At 51.7% G+C, this 17,593-nt stretch carries 20 protein-coding genes and 2 tRNA genes; 9 read left to right on the forward strand and 13 right to left on the reverse strand.

The window, feature by feature from the left end; genetic code table 11:
• Window positions 1–86: 86 nt before the first annotated feature.
• Entirely contained in the window at window positions 87–479 is a 393-nt protein-coding gene (locus SJI19_RS18390; protein ID WP_323479724.1) for a DUF3461 family protein, read from the forward strand.
• A 62-nt stretch (window positions 480–541) separates the two neighbouring features.
• Here the strand turns inward: SJI19_RS18390 and SJI19_RS18395 are convergent, their stop codons facing one another.
• From SJI19_RS18395 to syd, 7 genes are all read right to left on the reverse strand, one after another.
• Window positions 542–994, reverse strand: coding sequence for a flavodoxin (locus tag SJI19_RS18395; protein WP_323479725.1), 453 nt, complete (start codon window positions 992–994; stop codon window positions 542–544).
• A 15-nt stretch (window positions 995–1,009) separates the two neighbouring features.
• Window positions 1,010–1,801 carry a tRNA pseudouridine(65) synthase TruC gene (gene truC / locus SJI19_RS18400; RefSeq protein ID WP_323479726.1) on the reverse strand — a complete coding sequence of 264 codons (792 nt, stop codon included), beginning with the start codon at window positions 1,799–1,801 and terminating at the stop codon, window positions 1,010–1,012.
• A 6-nt stretch (window positions 1,802–1,807) separates the two neighbouring features.
• On the reverse strand, window positions 1,808–2,149 hold the full coding sequence (locus SJI19_RS18405) for a YqcC family protein (protein ID WP_323479727.1): 342 nt from the start codon (window positions 2,147–2,149) through the stop codon (window positions 1,808–1,810).
• Window positions 2,150–2,849: 700 nt separating this feature from the next.
• Window positions 2,850–3,107: a helix-turn-helix domain-containing protein gene (locus SJI19_RS18410; RefSeq protein ID WP_416347568.1), complete on the reverse strand. Its 258-nt coding sequence runs from the start codon at window positions 3,105–3,107 to the stop codon at window positions 2,850–2,852.
• 16 nt (window positions 3,108–3,123) lie between these two features.
• On the reverse strand, window positions 3,124–3,447 hold the full coding sequence (locus tag SJI19_RS18415; RefSeq protein WP_323479729.1) for a type II toxin-antitoxin system RelE/ParE family toxin: 324 nt from the start codon (window positions 3,445–3,447) through the stop codon (window positions 3,124–3,126).
• 429 nt (window positions 3,448–3,876) lie between these two features.
• Window positions 3,877–4,014, reverse strand: coding sequence for a hypothetical protein (locus SJI19_RS18420; protein WP_323479730.1), 138 nt, complete (start codon window positions 4,012–4,014; stop codon window positions 3,877–3,879).
• Between the two features lie 261 nt (window positions 4,015–4,275).
• A complete protein-coding gene (gene syd / locus SJI19_RS18425) occupies window positions 4,276–4,824 on the reverse strand; it encodes a SecY-interacting protein (RefSeq protein WP_323479794.1) in 549 nt (182 codons plus the stop codon).
• A gap of 73 nt (window positions 4,825–4,897) precedes the next feature.
• On the opposite strand from syd, the gene queF reads away from it, so the two are divergent.
• The 3 genes from queF to xni all read left to right on the forward strand — a co-directional run bounded on the left by queF (window position 4,898) and on the right by xni (window position 8,123).
• Window positions 4,898–5,746, forward strand: coding sequence for an NADPH-dependent 7-cyano-7-deazaguanine reductase QueF (gene queF / locus SJI19_RS18430; protein WP_323479731.1), 849 nt, complete (start codon window positions 4,898–4,900; stop codon window positions 5,744–5,746).
• Between the two features lie 186 nt (window positions 5,747–5,932).
• Window positions 5,933–7,297, forward strand: a complete 1,365-nt coding sequence (gene ppnN, locus SJI19_RS18435; RefSeq protein WP_323479732.1) for a nucleotide 5'-monophosphate nucleosidase PpnN — start codon at window positions 5,933–5,935, stop codon at window positions 7,295–7,297.
• 55 nt (window positions 7,298–7,352) lie between these two features.
• Complete coding sequence (gene xni / locus SJI19_RS18440) at window positions 7,353–8,123, forward strand: flap endonuclease Xni (protein WP_323479733.1); 771 nt, start codon at window positions 7,353–7,355, stop codon at window positions 8,121–8,123.
• Window positions 8,124–8,153: 30 nt separating this feature from the next.
• Here the strand turns inward: xni and rlmM are convergent, their stop codons facing one another.
• From rlmM to SJI19_RS18460, 4 genes are all read right to left on the reverse strand, one after another.
• Window positions 8,154–9,254, reverse strand: a complete 1,101-nt coding sequence (rlmM, locus tag SJI19_RS18445; protein WP_323479734.1) for a 23S rRNA (cytidine(2498)-2'-O)-methyltransferase RlmM — start codon at window positions 9,252–9,254, stop codon at window positions 8,154–8,156.
• A complete protein-coding gene (locus SJI19_RS18450) occupies window positions 9,247–9,642 on the reverse strand; it encodes a DUF423 domain-containing protein (RefSeq protein WP_323479735.1) in 396 nt (131 codons plus the stop codon). Before SJI19_RS18450 ends, rlmM begins: the two co-directional genes overlap by 8 nt.
• A 22-nt stretch (window positions 9,643–9,664) precedes the next feature.
• Window positions 9,665–10,582 (reverse strand): transcriptional regulator GcvA, encoded by a 918-nt coding sequence (locus SJI19_RS18455; protein ID WP_323479736.1) that lies wholly within the window; start codon window positions 10,580–10,582, stop codon window positions 9,665–9,667.
• A 608-nt stretch (window positions 10,583–11,190) separates the two neighbouring features.
• Window positions 11,191–11,412 (reverse strand): YgdI/YgdR family lipoprotein, encoded by a 222-nt coding sequence (locus SJI19_RS18460; RefSeq protein ID WP_323479795.1) that lies wholly within the window; start codon window positions 11,410–11,412, stop codon window positions 11,191–11,193.
• 279 nt (window positions 11,413–11,691) lie between these two features.
• Here SJI19_RS18460 and csdA point away from each other — a divergent pair, with 279 nt between their 5' ends.
• The gene (gene csdA, locus SJI19_RS18465; RefSeq protein ID WP_323479737.1) at window positions 11,692–12,900 is read left to right on the forward strand and encodes a cysteine desulfurase CsdA; all 1,209 of its coding nucleotides are present in this window, start codon (window positions 11,692–11,694) and stop codon (window positions 12,898–12,900) included.
• Between the two features lie 19 nt (window positions 12,901–12,919).
• Complete coding sequence (gene csdE, locus SJI19_RS18470) at window positions 12,920–13,369, forward strand: cysteine desulfurase sulfur acceptor subunit CsdE (RefSeq protein ID WP_323479738.1); 450 nt, start codon at window positions 12,920–12,922, stop codon at window positions 13,367–13,369.
• On the opposite strand, the gene tcdA is transcribed toward csdE, so the two are convergent.
• Window positions 13,292–14,170: a tRNA cyclic N6-threonylcarbamoyladenosine(37) synthase TcdA gene (gene tcdA / locus SJI19_RS18475; protein WP_416347566.1), complete on the reverse strand. Its 879-nt coding sequence runs from the start codon at window positions 14,168–14,170 to the stop codon at window positions 13,292–13,294. The genes csdE and tcdA overlap by 78 nt on opposite strands.
• A gap of 43 nt (window positions 14,171–14,213) precedes the next feature.
• Window positions 14,214–15,383, reverse strand: a complete 1,170-nt coding sequence (gene mltA, locus SJI19_RS18480) for a murein transglycosylase A (protein ID WP_323479739.1) — start codon at window positions 15,381–15,383, stop codon at window positions 14,214–14,216.
• Window positions 15,384–15,598: 215 nt separating this feature from the next.
• On the opposite strand from mltA, the gene SJI19_RS18485 reads away from it, so the two are divergent.
• From SJI19_RS18485 to argA, 3 genes are all read left to right on the forward strand, one after another.
• A tRNA-Met gene (locus SJI19_RS18485) sits at window positions 15,599–15,675 on the forward strand.
• A 103-nt stretch (window positions 15,676–15,778) separates the two neighbouring features.
• A tRNA-Met gene (locus SJI19_RS18490) sits at window positions 15,779–15,855 on the forward strand.
• Between the two features lie 402 nt (window positions 15,856–16,257).
• Window positions 16,258–17,592 (forward strand): amino-acid N-acetyltransferase, encoded by a 1,335-nt coding sequence (argA, locus tag SJI19_RS18495; protein WP_323479740.1) that lies wholly within the window; start codon window positions 16,258–16,260, stop codon window positions 17,590–17,592.
• Window position 17,593 lies beyond the last annotated feature (1 nt).

Below are 17,593 nucleotides of genomic sequence, written 5' to 3' on the forward strand. Positions count from 1 at the left end.
GCTAAGCTATTAATCACATCTTTTGACACCTAAGGGCGTCATAATCATTCTCGGGCAACCGGCCATTTCATACCAGAGGTAGTGCTATGTACGATAATCTTAAAAGCCTTGGCGTTAATCACCCGGACGATATCGACCGTTATAGCCTGCGTCAGGAAGCCAATAACGATATTCTGAAAATTTATTTTCGACGGGATAAAGGTGAGTTTTTTGCCAAAAGCGTGAAATTCAAGTATCCACGTCAGCGTAAGACTGTCGTTTCCGATAATGTGGCCGAAGGCTATCGTGAAATTAACGAAATCAGCCCAAATTTGCGATATGTGATCGATGAGTTGGACAAGCTTTGTTTGCGCGATCAAACTGAGGTGGACTTAAAACATAAAATTCTGGAAGACCTACGTCACCTTGACAGTGTGGTATCTCATAAAATTGCGGAAATTGAGGCTGACCTGGAAAAGTTGACCCGCCATAAAGAGTAAATTGAGTCGGTGGTGTTCCCGACAAACCCCGTTGCACGATCACTGCGGGGTTTGTTAGGCGGTTAATGTGCGATCAGTTGCGCCCATTTTTTAACCCACGGGATGGCAACGGTCTCCGGTTCCGGGTGCTGCAGCGCATCGATTTCTAATAGTTCGCCGACCCGCGTCGCACCTTGCTCTTGCAGCAAGGCGTCAAAGGTGTGCCCTGCGCCGCAAAAATTATCGTAACTACTATCACCTAGGGCGATTAAGCCATAATGCAGTTCCGGCTGGTAACCCACCTGATCTTTTATCGCCTGGAACAACGGCACAATAGAATCGGGTAAATTACCTTGGCCGGTGGTTGAGGTGATAACCAATGCGTAATGATGGCGATAGAACTGCCATGATTCTAGCGTACCCTCGTCAAAGATTTTAACGTCATGGCCAGCCTCGGCCAACAGGGCCTCCGCTTCCTCGGCCACCAACAAAGCGTTACCGTATACCGTCCCGACAAAAATACCTATTTGGGCCATTGAATTGACTCCCATTCATGGGTTAAGCGTTGAAGATGCCATATCCTGACGTGATGCGGTGGGAAACTCAACCCTTTCAAAATCAGGGAGAATCCCGCTCCAACCAAACCGCACCATCAGGTTTTGCCAGGTCTGGTCCCATCCGGCATTGATTTTTAACGGTTTGCCGGTTACCGGGTGGTTTAGCATCAAAGAACTGGCATGCAACATCAGACGTGGACATTCAAACATTCGGGCAAAACCGCGATTCTGACGTAAATCTCCATGGGTGGAATCACCGATCAAGGGATGGTGCAAATGGGACATATGACGGCGCAGTTGGTGCTTGCGCCCGGTTTCCGGCGAAAGCTCGATTAGGGTATAGCGGGACGTTGGATAACGGCCGATAGCCACCGGCATTTCCACCCGTGCCAGCGCGCGATAATGACTTACCGCCGGCTGTGGCGCTTTATCAGGCTGGGCAAACTTATCGGCGATTTTATCGAGTTCTGGCGTCAATGCGTAATCGATGGTGCCGTCGCCGTCCAGATATCCCCGCGCCACCCCATGGTAGGTTTTACTGACCTGATGCTGTTCAAATTGGCCTGAGAGGGTGTGTGCCACTTCACTGGAAAGGGCCAACAATAACACGCCAGAAGTGGGGCGATCCAAACGGTGTACCGTAAACACATGCTGCCCCAGCATGTCGCGTACCGTTTGCATGACCACAATTTTTTCACGCCGGTCAAGCCAGCTACGGTGAACCAACCAACCAGCGGGCTTATTGACCGCCACTAAATACTCATCTTGGTAACAAATTTCAATCATGTTGGTTTATGCGCCTGCGCCTGGGGATCCGGGGGGAAAATCAATGTTCAGCGCCTCGTCAAGCTGGCGAAGTAATACCAACAGCCTGGTCGCCTGCGGCATGGCTTGTTCGAAATAAGGCGCAATAACAAAGCGCTGCGGCAACGGTGCCCGCTGGTCGAGCAAGGCATGCATGCGCGGCAGCAATATCCACTGAAGCCATTGCTCCGGACACATAGTATCAATAGAAAACGGTTCAACACTGTCGAAAGCCTCACGGGCCGGCGGTTGTGCCTGCCACATCGACAATGCCTGCATTGCCTGCTCTACTTCAAACAAAAGTTGACGAATCTGTTGGTGAAAATCCATCTTATACTCCAAGCGTCAGGCCTGCCGCGCCTGGTTAACAAAACGTGAAAGCATAGCACCGAACCCCGCCCGGAGCCAGGCGTTCGAGTAGGGGCCGGGATTACAACCACCGTGCTCTCACAGGCGAAGAACTCAGGCTCGTAGTACGGGGTAAGGTATTGTTGGATGGTCTGTTGGATTAATCGGTCCACCACGATCAAGGGACAGCGCCCGTCAAGTCGCTACGCGCCATGTCCGGCGCACCCATTAAAAAAGACCGCCGGAGCGACCTATAATGTATCATAAGTTTATTCATGCACGTCGGCGATCACGTTGACGCGGTTCCGCTTGATCGTCAATTTTTCCGGCTAGCACAGATGGTGATGGAATTTTGAATAAAGTTGCTGAAAAGCTTTGCATTTCTGCTATAGCCCGCAGTGCATGAACTCTCATATCAGACAAGGATTTCTTGGGTTGACCTCATTGAGTCGCCCTGCATTGGTTCAATTCGCTATCAGGAAGTTGCTTTTTGACGTGCTCCAACATATGTATGCAACCCCGTTTAAGCTGCATATCATATGAATACACAGCAGCGCCTATTACGATTGGGGGCCTATCGCAGGATAAGACGTTTCATAGAGTTTTACCCACTGTAGTCGCGGCTGAATTTCCCTGTTTATAATTAGCCATTATAGTGAAACGATGTTTATGGATCACACACTTAATACAGTGAAATTTTTGGATGAGTAATACCACATGCTCGGGCGTAACGAGTGAGGGTATCAATACTCACTTTAGTAATATTATTTTCCATTCGCGTCACAACCGGAGGTTTAACGCCCATACGGGCAGCAACTTCAGCTTTAGTCAGGTTCTCTTTTTTACGCCACCCCGCCAAGACTTCACGTAACAGCTCTTTACGCGTTTCCTCTTCATACGCAGCCCTAAATTCAGGATCATCATTCAGCATTTCGGACATGATTTCTTTGTGGGTTTTAAAGTTTTGCATTTATCATTTCCTCTAATCTACGCAGAGCTAACGCTTTCTCGCCTTTTGGGATTTTTGGGTTTTTTTTGATAAAAAACCGCAACATATATATTTGTTTGCCTGCCTGATATACCCATAACCCTCTTGATATATCCGTGCCCATTGTGCGAATTTCAAAGAGGCCATCACCAAGTGGTTTTGTATCTGGCTCCCTAAGCGCACGGGGATCGGCTTCTAATTTATCGAGTAGCTTGGCCAACTTAGCCCTAATGTCAGCAGGCATTGATTTAAACTCCAACACTGCATCATTATGATATTTTAAAGTAAACATCCTCTCATCTCGCCGTAAAAAACATTAACCCATAAGCTAATTAGAGTCAAAATAAAATTAATACATGGGCTAATTTTAAGGTTCGAGTAGGGAGCGGTCTCACGACCGCCGTCCTCTCCCAGCACCGTACGTACGGTTCCCTATACGGCGGTTCATTTACAACGCTGGAACTGACCATGCAACTCCAAGTCGCCCCCTAACCACCACAATCAAGGGACAGCGCCCGTCAAGTCGCTACGCGCCATGCCCGGCGCATAAAGAAAAAGGGGTACTGTCGAAACAGTACCCCCGGTTCGTTTATAGCAATCCTGCTATACTTATGCTCCCTGCTACCATCCATGATGCGCGTTATATTGACGATAACTTGGCAACGTTCCGTGTCAGCAATTTCAATCCGTGAAAGCCGCCTACGTCATCTAACGTATATCCTCAGGCGATCCCGCCCTGCTGGTAAATCCCTGACCCGCTCACATTCTCCAGCCTGGAGGTGTCCCCGTCATCATCCTGGATTCTTTTAGCCTCATCATGAGACTGTCCCTGTTTGGGTTCATCCCGAACCGAGTCCATGTTTGTCATCTGTCCGCGGGTAAACGCCGGCAAGCAATAAAATTGAGGAAATAAGATCGCCTAATCTCCCGTGTTAAACAAGGTAGTTTTTTATGCTGATGCAGAATAGACTTATTCGAAAAATTAACCTTGCTAATTAATTGATTGATAAAATTGGATTAATTTCGTCTATTAGCCAATATTCAATTAAAATTATAAGTGATGTCGTACATTCGTTGTAAGATATCTCTTACAAAATATTCAATACATTTGCGGCTAATTTTACAGCACTCGCGGTTCAAGCCGGCCGAGGAAGTCTTGCAGGGTCGGTGCCAGTACGCTGTAGGTTTTTCGGCCAATCTCTTCTAACAGCACCTCACCGGTAAGGTTGCTCAGCGAAACCAGGCTTAACTCAGCGTCGGTAGTCGCAATAAATAGGGTTGGCGGCAACTTAAGCCGCCGTTGCATGAGCAGATGACCGATCAGATTTTCCTGAATGCGCACCGCGTCCGTTTCGCTCCACACCTGTAACAGCTCCAACGGGTGGCCATCGAAGCTAACTAACATATCACCGGCCAACTGACTGCAGTAAAATGCCTGCGCAGCCGGCTGCAGTTGCAACTCCAACGCTCGCTCTACTCCATCCAACGTCAGTTCGCACTCCGGTTGGCGAGGTAACCAGTAAACCTGTTCTTCGTCCTCGTCCACCACACAAGGAGACGATACACCAAACAGCGCCTTGCTGGCGGGCGGATGGCCGGTACAGATTTGCCAATACGCGATATACCTCTGGGTAAAAACCCGCAATGCCTGTGACACTTGGTCATCCATAATTTCTCTCATCTTGCGGCTCTCTACGTTACACTACGCGCATTGTAACAGGGAGAATCCAGGATAATCCATTATGTCCGCATACAACCATGACCAAACCCTGGGGCGGTTGACCCTGGGCAAACCTACCGCCTATCGCGACCACTATGATGCGACGCTGCTGCAGGGGGTACCACGGGCGCTTAATCGCGATCCGCTGGGGATAGACGGCGATAATTTACCCTTCCATGGTGCCGACATCTGGACGCTTTACGAACTCTCTTGGCTCAATGAAAAGGGGGTTCCGCAGGTCGCTGTGGGCGAAATAAGCCTTAATGCCACCAGTCTTAACCTGATTGAGTCGAAGAGTTTCAAACTGTATCTGAATAGTTTTAATCAAACCCGCTTTGCCGATTGGCCAACGGTGCGCGAAACCCTGATTCGCGATCTCTCACGCTGTGCGGTGGGTGACGTGGAGGTGGCGTTGTTCCGGCTCCACGAGATGACCCAACGCACCATCAGTGATTTTGACGGCCTGTGTATTGATGAACAGGATATCACCATCGATGATTATACTTTCACCTCCGATTGGCTGGTGAATGCCATCGCAGACCCGACCCCCGTGAGCGAAACCCTGGTCAGCCACGTGCTGAAATCCAACTGTCTGATCACCCACCAGCCGGACTGGGGTTCTATCCAGATCGCTTATCGTGGTGCGCGCATCAATCGCGAAGCACTACTGCGATATCTGGTATCATTTCGCCATCACAATGAATTCCACGAGCAGTGTGTTGAGCGCATTTATACCGACCTGATGCGTTTTTGCCGACCGGAGCGATTATCGGTGTATGCGCGGTATACCCGCCGCGGTGGGTTGGACATCAATCCATGGCGCAGCAATACCCATTTCACCCCGTCATTAAACCGTCTTGTGCGCCAATAATGCGGTCCGGTACGCAGTAAATGCGTGATCGGCGGGTTTCCTGTGGTAAAGCAAGACCAAGAACATTAAGGTTAACCTGGTGACACCGTCAGGCAGCAACACCGACGGTAACCCATGCCATCCGGACCCTATTTTTCCTTTGGAATAGCAATGTTGCGCGGGCATAGCACAACAAGGAGTTATTATTTGATTACGCATATCAGCCCTCTTGGCTCAATGGATTTATTATCACAACTCGAAGTCGATATGCTTAAACGCACCGCCAGCAGCGATCTATATCGGCTGTTTCGCAACTGCTCACTGGCAGTATTGAACTCGGGAAGCCAGACTGACAGCAGCAAAGAGCTGTTGGATCGTTATCAGGATTTCGATATTAATGTGTTGCGCCGCGAACGCGGCGTAAAACTGGAGCTGGTTAACCCCCCCGAAGAGGCCTTTGTCGATGGCCGCATCATTCGGTCGTTACAGGCCAACCTGTTCGCGGTGCTGCGCGATATCCTGTTCGTCAACGGACAGATTGCCACCGCCGGTTATCATCAGGGCCTTAATCTGGAAAATTCGGTCCATATCACCAATCTGGTGTTCTCCATCATGCGTAATGCCCGCGGCCTGCATGTGAGCGAAGCGCCCAATATGATCGTTTGCTGGGGGGGACACTCGATCAATGCCACCGAATATCTCTACGCCCGTAAAGTGGGCAGCCAGTTAGGCTTGCGTGAGCTCAATATCTGCACCGGCTGCGGACCGGGCGCCATGGAAGCCCCAATGAAGGGCGCCGCGGTCGGCCACGCGCAACAACGTTACAAGGAAGGCCGTTTCATTGGTATGACCGAGCCCTCAATCATCGCTGCCGAGCCACCAAATCCACTGGTCAATGAACTGATCATCATGCCGGATATAGAAAAACGGCTGGAAGCGTTTGTCCGCATCGGCCATGGCATTATCATATTCCCTGGCGGCGTGGGCACTGCCGAAGAGTTGCTGTATCTGTTGGGTATCCTGATGAATCCGGAAAATAAAGATCAGGTGTTACCTCTGATACTGACCGGACCCGCGATCAGCGCCGACTACTTCCGGGTGTTGGATGAGTTTGTTGTCAGCACCCTGGGCGAACAGGCACGCCGTTATTACACCATCATTATCGACGATGCGCCGGAAGTGGCCAGACGCATGAAAAAATCCATGCCTGAAGTCAAAGAGAACCGCCGTAATACCGGCGACGCCTACAGCTTTAATTGGTCATTGCGCATCGCGGCTGATTTGCAGCATCCGTTTGAACCGAGCCATGAAAATATGGCCAACCTGAACCTGCACCGCAACCAACCCGCTGAACAGTTGGCCGCAGCGCTGCGCCGCGCCTTTTCGGGTATTGTGTCCGGCAATGTAAAAGAGAATGGCATCAAGTTAATAGAGCAGTTTGGCCCCTATAAGCTTCGCGGTGATCCGGAGATCATGAAACGCATGGATGTATTGTTGCAGAGTTTTGTCGCGCAGCATCGCATGAAACTGCCCGGCAGCACCTATATTCCCTGCTATGAGATTTGCCTTTAAGGAAGAGCGCAGCCCAGTGCGGCGCCCGCCGCACTCCTTTATCAGGATGGTATTCATGGCGGTTCATTTATTGATTGTTGACGCATTAAATTTAATCCGCCGTATCCACGCGGTACAAGGCGCATCCTGCGCCGCTGCCTGTGGCAACGCACTGCGTCAGTTGATAATGCACAGTGAGCCGTCCCACGGCGTGGCGGTATTTGATGACGATGAACGCCATGAGAGCTGGCGGCACCAGCGCCTGCCGGGCTATAAAAGCGGACGCACACCAATGCCGGAAGACCTGCATGCCCTGCTGCCGGTGATTAAACAGGCTTTCGAACAGCTTGGTATCCGGTGCTGGCAAATGTCTGGTTACGAGGCGGATGATGTGGCGGCGACGCTGGCGCATAAAGTGGCCAGCGCCGGTCACCGCGTAACCTTGGTTTCTACGGATAAAGGTTATTGCCAACTGCTGTCGCCATCAATCCAGATCAGAGATTATTTTCAAAAACGCTGGCTGGATTTACCCTTTGTGACCCAAACGTTCGGCGTTCAACCGGGGCAACTCATTGATTATTGGGGTTTGGCCGGCATTAGCGGCAGTAAAATCCCAGGCGTAGCGGGCATCGGTCCGAAAACCGCCGCCCAGCTTATCAACAGTGCAGGTTCATTAACCGCGCTATATCAGCATTTGGATGACGTGGCGGATAAACTGCGCCAACGGCTTGAACAACACCGGGAAATGGCGTTCCTCTGCCGGCAGGTGTCCACCCTGGATACCGACATCCAGCTGGATGGTAATCTGCAACAACTCCGGCTGGCGAAAGTGCCCACGGCGCGTTAACCGCCGTCCAGCCAGAAGATTGCATCACGATCAACGCTCGTCGCGGCGCCCAGGGACCGCGCTCCAGAAGCGGCGGATATGCACCGTGACTTCTTCGCGATCGTGGTATAGCTGTTTGGCATGCACTTCGGAATGGATGCCATTTTCGAGCAAGGCATCACGCACCAGCGCCAGGTTCTGCCTCACCTCTTCATAACGCTTTTTCATCGGGAGCTTAAGATTGATAATAGCTTCGCGGCACCAGCCGTTAACTATCCAATCAGTGGCCAGTTGGGCAACCCGACTGGGTTTTTCCACCATGTCGCAGACCAGCCAGTAGACATTATTACGCGGAGGTTCAAACTTAAAACCGTCGGCCTGGTGATGTATCACCTGCCCGGTGGCCATCAGACTTTCTGCCATGGCACCATTATCCACTGCATGTACCATCATACTGCGTCTCACCAATTGATAGGTCCAGCCGCCGGGGCTGGCGCCCAAATCAACCGCGTACATACCACTGCCTAGGCGTTCATCCCATTCATCTTGAGGGATAAAAACGTGAAAGGCCTCTTCCAGTTTTAGCGTTGAACGACTGGGCGCATCCGACGGAAATTTAAGACGCGGAATGCCCATATAAAATGGCGAATTATTGTTACTGTAGGAATACCCCACATAACAACAACCGGGCGCAATAAAAAACACGTGAATGACCGGACGAAAAGCCTCTTCGCGGGTAGCGAGAATTTTCTGTGCGCGCAGCGCGCCGCGCAGCGGCACAGTAAATTTGCGGCAGAACTTCATCAGTTCCTTGCTTTCGTTGGTGTCCGCTACTTCAACACGCAAATCCCCAGCACCCTGTATCGCGCCGGTCAGCATACCGACAATGGGTGTGATCCGATCATCAACAGGCAGGTCGCGCAACAGTTCCCCGGTCAGCAACATTTGCCGCGCAAAAATCAGGTCGCGAAAGGGCAGTTCGCGAATCAGCTTATCCGCTTCGTCATGCTGATAGCATTCAAAAATAACATAACCGCTGTTGTCTTTTACCCGGACAAAACCAAAGATATCCAGCGTACCGGCTTTTTCGCTGATTTCTGCGGCACACTCCTTTTCAAATCCAGGACGGCAGTACAAAATAACTTTATTCATGGCGATTGGCCTTATTATTCAGACGCAACGCGCCGATTAACATCAAAATCCATCCGGCGATAAAGCACACGCCACCGATGGGGGTGATATAGACCCACAGGTGTAAATGTGACAAGACCAGGCAGTATAGGCTACCGCTGAACAGAACAACACCCAGCGCCAACAGCGCGCCGCTCCAGTAAAACCATACACTGGCATTACGTTGCATGGCAGTGGCCAACGCCATGATAGCCAAGGTATGGAACGCCTGATACTCCAGGCCGGTTCTCAGCCAGGCCATTTCCTTTTCCGATAGCGACTGGCTTAATATATGGGCGCCGAAGGCCCCCAGCGCGACGAAAATCAAACCACTCATGGCGGCAAAAACCAACATTGCGCGACTACGCATTTTAAAGATCCTGATAGTTAAACTATGGGGTGTAACGAGAACGAAATTTTTCTTGTTCAGTGGCTGCTCGGCCAATAATCCATTGACGAAAGGCGGCTATTTTACCCACTTCCGCCTGGCTGTCATGACAAACCAGATAAAAAGCATTTTTACTGACCAGCACATCGTTAAATGGGCACGCCAGTCTGCCAGCCTCAATCTCCGTTTGCGCCATCACATTGTTGGCCAATGCCACGCCCTGCCCATGGATCGCCGCCTGCAAGACCATGGCGCTGTGACTGAAAATCGGCCCCTGCTGAACGTTGATGTGGTTTAAACCCAGTTGGCGGGTATACGCCTGCCAATCCCGGCGCGAGGCATCATGTAACAGCGTATGCTGAGCCAGATCCTCAGGCGTTTTCAACGGATGCGCGCCACTTAACAACACTGGCGCGCATACCGGCAACAAATATTCCACGTACAGCTTCTCAACCCGCAGGCCAGGCCAATTGCCACGACCGTAAAATATCCCCACGTCGACATCATCCGCCAGTTTGTCCTCCTCCCGGTCCACCGCCTGAATCAACACGTCGATCCCCGGCCAGGCTGCATTGAAACTCGACAGGCGCGGCACCAGCCATTGTATGGCAAAACTCGGTAATAGGCTGACGGTTAACGCGCCTTTGGCGCTGCGCGACTGCAGGCGGCGTGTGGCGTCGGCCAAAGCCAAGAAAATCTCTTTGATCTCCAGGTAGTAGCTTTGCCCCTCCTCGGTGAGCAGCAACGAACGGTTACGTCGGCGAAACAGCTTCAGACAGAGAAAATCCTCCAACGATTTTATTTGGTGGCTGACCGCAGCCTGGGTAACAAAAAGCTCCTCAGCCGCTTTGGTAAAACTTAAGTGGCGAGCTGCCGCATCAAATACCCTCAAGGCGTTGAGCGGAGGTAAGCGTTTAGACATGAGCGGAACACTCTTTTGCGCCAAAGGATAAGTACAGCACCAATGCTTCACCTATTAGTTTTTTTTATCCGAGGCATTATAATTTGTCCTTTGTAGATGCACCAGCAAATACCTATAGTTATCCGCGCTAACCAGCCAGTACGAAAAGCAGGCTCGAATACTGCAGTAAAATGAATAGGTTTGAATAGTTATGGTGTGATGATGACCGTGCCATTTAGGCTGATGATGTTGTCGCTCGGCGATTCGAAAAGGCTTTTTGGCGGGTGTTTTTGGTAAGCAACGTGATGTTGTGTTTGCACATTTTGGCCTGTTTTTCAGGTCTATAAAGAATAGCATCATCCCTTTTGGCAGAACCTCTGCCACTCGGTCGTATCCCGCTATTTGTTTTCCGTTATTCTCAATAGATACCCTATCGCTTTCGGGTTGCAGTCAGGCGGCAAGCGAAAGGATCCCGAAGCGCTTACAACGTGATTTGGGTGAATGAACGCCGCCAATGCGGCCGCAGCAAAAAAGATGACGGGGTTACCCTGTTCGAGTAATGGCACCGCACACGCGGTGCCTTTTTATTTCGGCTCCTACTTGCTGCAAGCCTATTGGCCGCACCTACTTTACTGTGCTTCCATCATTTCTTTCACATCGGAACGGTTGATCTGCTGTTGAACACCGTTGGCGTCTTCATAACTGATCATACCGGTTTCATCATCAACTTTAGGTTTGCCCGACGCCACGATGGTACGGCCATCACTGGTATGCATGACATAATTACTAGAACATGCACTTAGCGTAAGGGCAAACATAAAAGCAGATATTACCGCTGCTGTCTTTTTCATCATTAACTCCTTGCTGAATAGAAATTGCCAATAAAACGTGCGGTGTCCCGCCATGGTGGTGGGGATCTCGACCACGTAGGCAACGTAGCGTGGTATGTAAGTAGATGCATTTGTTCACCGCGTGGTATTAGCATAACAACCATTAGGCTTTTTTCCACAAAACGGGATTAAATCCTGTCATATAGGGTGTTTAGCCGGCGATAATAGGACAATTCCGTAACAGTCGGCAAACTGGTATCCGGCGCTGAGTCGGGAGATAAGATTGCATAAGGACCACTGATGGCCAAATTTGATGTTAACGCGTTCCGGCGCCATTTTCCGGCCTTGCGAGCAGAAGTCGTCTATCTGGACAGCGCCGCTACTGCGCTCAAACCGGACGTGGTGATTGAGGCCACCGACCGGTTTTATCGTCATGAAGGCGGTAATGTCCACCGCAGCCAGTACCAGGGTGCAATCTCGATCACCGAACATTATGAGCAGGCTCGGGTCAAGGTGGCGAGCTGGATTAACGCCCCGGCGGCACAGAGCATTGTGTGGACCCGCGGCACGACCGAGTCAATCAACCTGGTAGCGCAAAGTTATGCCCGGCCCCGGCTATTACCGAATGATGAAATATTGGTCAGCGAAGCAGAACATCATGCCAACCTGATCCCTTGGCTTATGGTAGCCCAACAGACCGGGGCCAAGGTGATCAAATGGCCGCTAGGCGACGATTTACTGCCGGATCGGCGCGCCTTGGTACGGCTGCTCAATGACAGAACCCGCATTGTGGCCATCAGCCAGATGTCCAATGTGACCGGTGGATGTCCGGATCTGGCCGATATCGTACAGGTCATTCGCCAAGGTTCGACGGCGGTGATCATGCTCGACGGTGCACAAGGGGTAGTACACCGGCCACCGGATCTGCAGCGATTGGGGATCGATTTTTACGCATTTTCCGGCCATAAACTGTATGGGCCGACCGGCATCGGCGTGTTATATGGAACGCCACGACTGTTGAGTATGATGCCGCCTTGGCAGGGCGGCGGTAAAATGCTGACCGATGCGTCGTTTAGCGGTTTTACCCCTCAGGATATTCCGCTGCGTTTTGAAGCAGGTACCCCTAATATTGCCGGAGCAATAGGTCTAGGTGCCGCATTGGATTGGCTGGGGCAACACGATATGGCCGCCGCTGAACACCATAGTGCCCAGTTGGCCGCCTTGGCCGAGGCCCGACTGGCGCACATCGCGGGCTTTCGATCGTTTCGCTGCGCCGATTCACCTCTGCTGTCGTTTGAATTTTGCGGCATACATCACCAGGATATCGCGACCATCCTGGCCAAGGAGGGTATTGCCCTGCGCGCCGGGCAGCACTGTGCCCAGCCGCTGATGGCCGCCCTGGGCGTCTCCGGTACGCTACGCGCCTCCTTTGCACCCTATAACACCGTGGAGGAAGTGGACCGGTTGGTGCTGGCGGTGGAAAAAGCGTTATTCTTATTGCGGGACTGACTGAACAATCGGATATTTTATGCACGATCTATTGCTAGGCGACCATCCGTTTGGTCATGATATTGATGGTAACGAACTCATACGACGTTTTGCCCATTGCCCACAGTGGGAAGATCGCCTACGGCAAATTATTATGTTGGCCAAAATGCTGCCAGCACTACCCGAGTCACTCAAGACCCCGGCAACCCTTTTAACCGGCTGTGAGAATCGCGTATGGCTTGGTCACCAACAACTGTCCGACGGTACGCTGCACTTTTATGCCGACAGCGACGGACGTATTGTCAAAGGGCTGCTGGCGATAGTGCTGACCGGTGTGGAGGGGAAACCTCCCGCGCAGCTTTGCGGCGAGGATCCGCTGGCATGGTTCGATACGTTGGGGCTGCGCGCCGAGCTAAACGTCAGCCGTGCCAGTGGTCTGGCAGCGATTGCCGGGCGCATTGGTTCCATCGTCGACAGCTATGGCGGTTGAGGCATGCCGCTGGGCCCTGGCCAACATTTTTTTAAGCGCATGAGCGACCGCGATAAACCCGAAGCTGGCGGTTACCATCGTGGCCGCACCAAACCCCGAGGCGCAATCCATACGTTTGGGCCCCACGGCGGTAGAAGGGGATGGACAAACCGTGCCATCAGGTTGTGGATAGACCAGGTGCTCGGTGGAGTAGACACAGTCAATCCCCAGCTTGCCTTTGCTATTTTTAACCACGTTGAAGTCATGCTTTAGACGTTCACGTAATTTTGCCGCCAACGGATCCTGAATGGTTTTTGCCAGGTCAGCAACGGCAATGCGGGTGGGATCGATTTGTCCCCCCGCGCCACCGACAGTTACCACCGGGATTTTATAGCGACGGCAATAAGAAAGCAGCGCCGCCTTGGGTCCCACGCTGTCAATGGCGTCGATGACATAATCAAAACCGCGATCCAGCAGGTTGGCCACATTGTCAGCGCTGATAAAGTCATCAACGCAGGTGACGACGCATTCAGGATTAATGGAGGCGATACGCGCAGCCATAACTTCGGTTTTCGGTTGCCCCACCTGCTCGCGCAGGGCATGAATCTGCCGATTGGTATTGGTCACGCACACGTCATCCATATCAATCAGGGTGATGGCACCGATCCCGGTACGCGCCAGCGCTTCAGCCGCCCAGGATCCGACCCCGCCGATACCGATGACGCACACATGGGCACGGGAAAATACGCCCAGCGCCAGCTGGCCGTACAACCGCGCGGTGCCGCCGAAACGCTGCGCATAGTCTTCTGAAAACTGACTCATTATAGTTACCACCTCAACTGATCGGATAATACTACGGCCGGCGCTAATCGTCGTAGGTGAGTTGTACCTGGCCAGTGGCGCCCTGGCTGCCAACACTATTGGCATTAGTGGTCTGGAACAACGAGGCACTGGTCTGGTTGCCTTTGAGCACCCAAACCCGGCCATAGTGGTTATAGTAGCCCGCCGCATGACCGGCCTCGGTACCTATGCCCTGATACATATCAAAATGCTGCCCTTTAATGGCACCACCGACGTCCAGCGCCACCATTAAGCGCAACTCGTATTTGCCGGTGAACTTGCCTTTGTCGTCGAGTAGCGGCACTTCGGCGAGCAGAGTGGTGCCGGCTGGCACTAACGAACGATCCGAGGCCACCGCGGCTTTAGCCACCAGCGGTACTGCACTGGCACCTTTAACCGGAGCAAAGGGAATGGGTTTGAAGAATACATAGGAAGGATTCTGTTCCAGTAGCTCGCGTACCTCGCTTTCGCTGTGTCGGGAAGCCCACTGGCGAATCGCCTGCATCGACATATCCGCGCGCGCGATCTCACCACGGTCAATCAAGACTTTACCTATACTGCGGTAAGCGTGGCCATTTCTACCGCCATAACCGAAGAACATCATCGGCCGGCCGTCGCCATAGTCTACGTAGCCGCTGCCCTGAACTTCCATCATGAAATTATCCATCAGCGAATTGCTGTAAGCAATGGCCAAATTGCGTCCTTCCAGCGCGCCCGCATAGATTGCAGCACGTTCGGGCAATTTGCGGTTTTTACCACGCGGGGGCATGCGATAAAGCGGGTATTGGAACGCGCCCTGCCGGGTATAGCGTGCCTGGATCACCGGGGTATAGTAGCCAGTGAACTGTACATTGCCGAAATTATCCACGCCCTCCATTTGGTAGGCCTTGATGCCGAACTGGGCTAATTGCCGGGTATCCCCGCCCGCCTGTACCCAACGTTCCACCGCCTCGAAGTTGGCGCTATTGCGGCGATAGAGGCTGGCAGAGGCATATTGTGTCTCGGTTACCTGATCGGCAAAATCCTTGGCGTTAACGGGGCGCCCTTTCGCATTAGGCTCATTGACCAGTCCAAATGGCTGAGTAAGGTGACCATCTTTATATTGCTGCCCGCGATCGGTGGGGCGAGACGAACAACCGGCCAAGATAGCAAAAACCAGACCGATGAAAAGATAGTGTACCCAATGTTTGTTCATAGCGTTCTCATGCCAGTTCCATATGCTTACGTATAAGCAGCGAACGATAGCAAAGGCCGATCAATAGATAAATGCATTATTGTAAATTGAACGGGAAAGTTGGCTACAAAACAAACGGAATGGCATCTTTTTAAAGAAAAATCATCATAGTGGACGATTAATCGCAAAAAGGGGTTGCATCAAAAGCTGTCCAGAGTATAGTGCGCTTCCACGGACGCGGGGTGGAGCAGTCTGGTAGCTCGTCGGGCTCATAACCCGAAGGTCGTCGGTTCAAATCCGGCCCCCGCAACCAATTAAGCATTCGCAGCACGTTGAGCGAATAGCAAGAAAAAACAGTAAAAAAGAAATAGTGAAAGAAGTAAGCATCTGACTGCTCACAGGTGTAGTATATCGGACGCGGGGTGGAGCAGCCTGGTAGCTCGTCGGGCTCATAACCCGAAGGTCGTCGGTTCAAATCCGGCCCCCGCAACCACTTCTTTTAACGGTTTATTTTACGTAATGATTAAACCGCAGCAATCAACCCACATTAGTGGGTTTTTTTATGCCTGTCATCTGGCAATGTCCCGCGATCCCCTCCCCCTTGGTTACCCAAGAAAAGTCACCCAAGAACAGTTATCCAAGAACAGTTGCCCAATAAAAGTTGCCCATAAGAATAGAATAGACCAGGCTAAGCACTGGCTTCATTTGCCTGAGTAAACACCTGGAGATTCGACGCCTCGCGGCCCGTAGCGTCCAAGAGTAGGATAGGCGCATAGTCCGAGGTTTATTTTTGATTCGTTACCATAAAAAAATGGCAATAATTGCCACTTGCCATCAGACTACTAAAAGAATAAAAATACACAAAATCAGAATAATCATTCACAGAGGATTTGCCGTGAAGGAACGTAGTACTGAACTGGTCCAAGGCTTTCGTCACTCAGTTCCCTATATTAATGCCCATCGAGGCAAAACATTTATCATCATGTTAGGTGGAGAAGCCATCGCACATGATAATTTTGCCAACATCGTTAATGATATCGGCCTGCTTCATAGCTTGGGCATCAGGTTGGTGCTGGTCTACGGTGCTCGGCCGCAAATTGATGCCAACCTGGCGGTGCATCACCTCGAGCCCATCTACCATAAAAACACCCGTGTGACCGACGCGCCGACGCTGGAATTAGTGAAACAAGCGGCAGGCCTGCTGCAACTGGACATTACCGCTCGCCTGTCGATGAGCCTGAATAATACGCCTTTGCAAGGAGCGCATATTAATGTGGTTAGCGGTAACTTTATTATTGCCCAACCTTTGGGCGTGGACGACGGTGTGGACTATTGTCACAGTGGACGGATTCGCCGCATTGATGACGACGCGATCCATCGCCAGCTCGACAGCAACGCCATTGTTCTGCTCGGCCCGGTGGCGGTGTCGGTAACCGGTGAAAGTTTTAACCTGACCTCAGAGGAAGTGGCCACTCAGTTAGCCATAAAACTTAAAGCGGAAAAAATCATTGGTTTCTGCTCATCGCAGGGAGTATTTGACGATAACGGGGAGATTATTTCGGAGTTGTTTCCCAATGATGCCCAGTTACGCATCGACGCGCTGGAAAAACAGGGCGATTATCAGTCCGGCACCGTGCGTTTTCTGCGTGGCGCAGTCAAAGCCTGCCGGCGCGGCGTCAGGCGCTGTCATCTGATCAGCTACCAGGATGATGGTTCATTGGTACAAGAGTTGTTCTCCCGCGAAGGTATCGGTACGCAAATCGTCATGGAAAGCGCAGAACAGGTGCGCCGGGCGACCATTAACGATATCGGCGGCATCCTCGAATTAATCCGTCCTTTGGAACAACAGGGTATTTTAGTGCGCCGCTCGCGAGAACAATTGGAAATGGAGATCGATAAGTTCACCATTATAGAACGGGATAACCTGACCATTGCTTGTGCCGCGCTTTATCCCTTCCCGGAAGACGGTCTGGGCGAGATGGCCTGCGTGGCGGTACATCCTGACTACCGCAGCTCATCGCGCGGAGAGACGCTGTTGCTGCAGGTTACCCAGCAAGCACGACAGATGGGATTAAAAAAATTGTTCGTGCTGACCACGCGCAGCATTCACTGGTTCCAAGAGCGTGGTTTTATGCCCGCTGAGGTGGAGGTACTGCCCCAGCAGAAGCAGGCGTTGTATAATTATCATCGCCGCTCAAAGATACTGGTAGCGGATTTGACCGGCCAATAAC

Origin of the sequence: Acerihabitans sp. TG2 (assembly GCF_035013185.1) — a bacterium.
GTDB lineage: Bacteria > Pseudomonadota > Gammaproteobacteria > Enterobacterales > Enterobacteriaceae > Acerihabitans.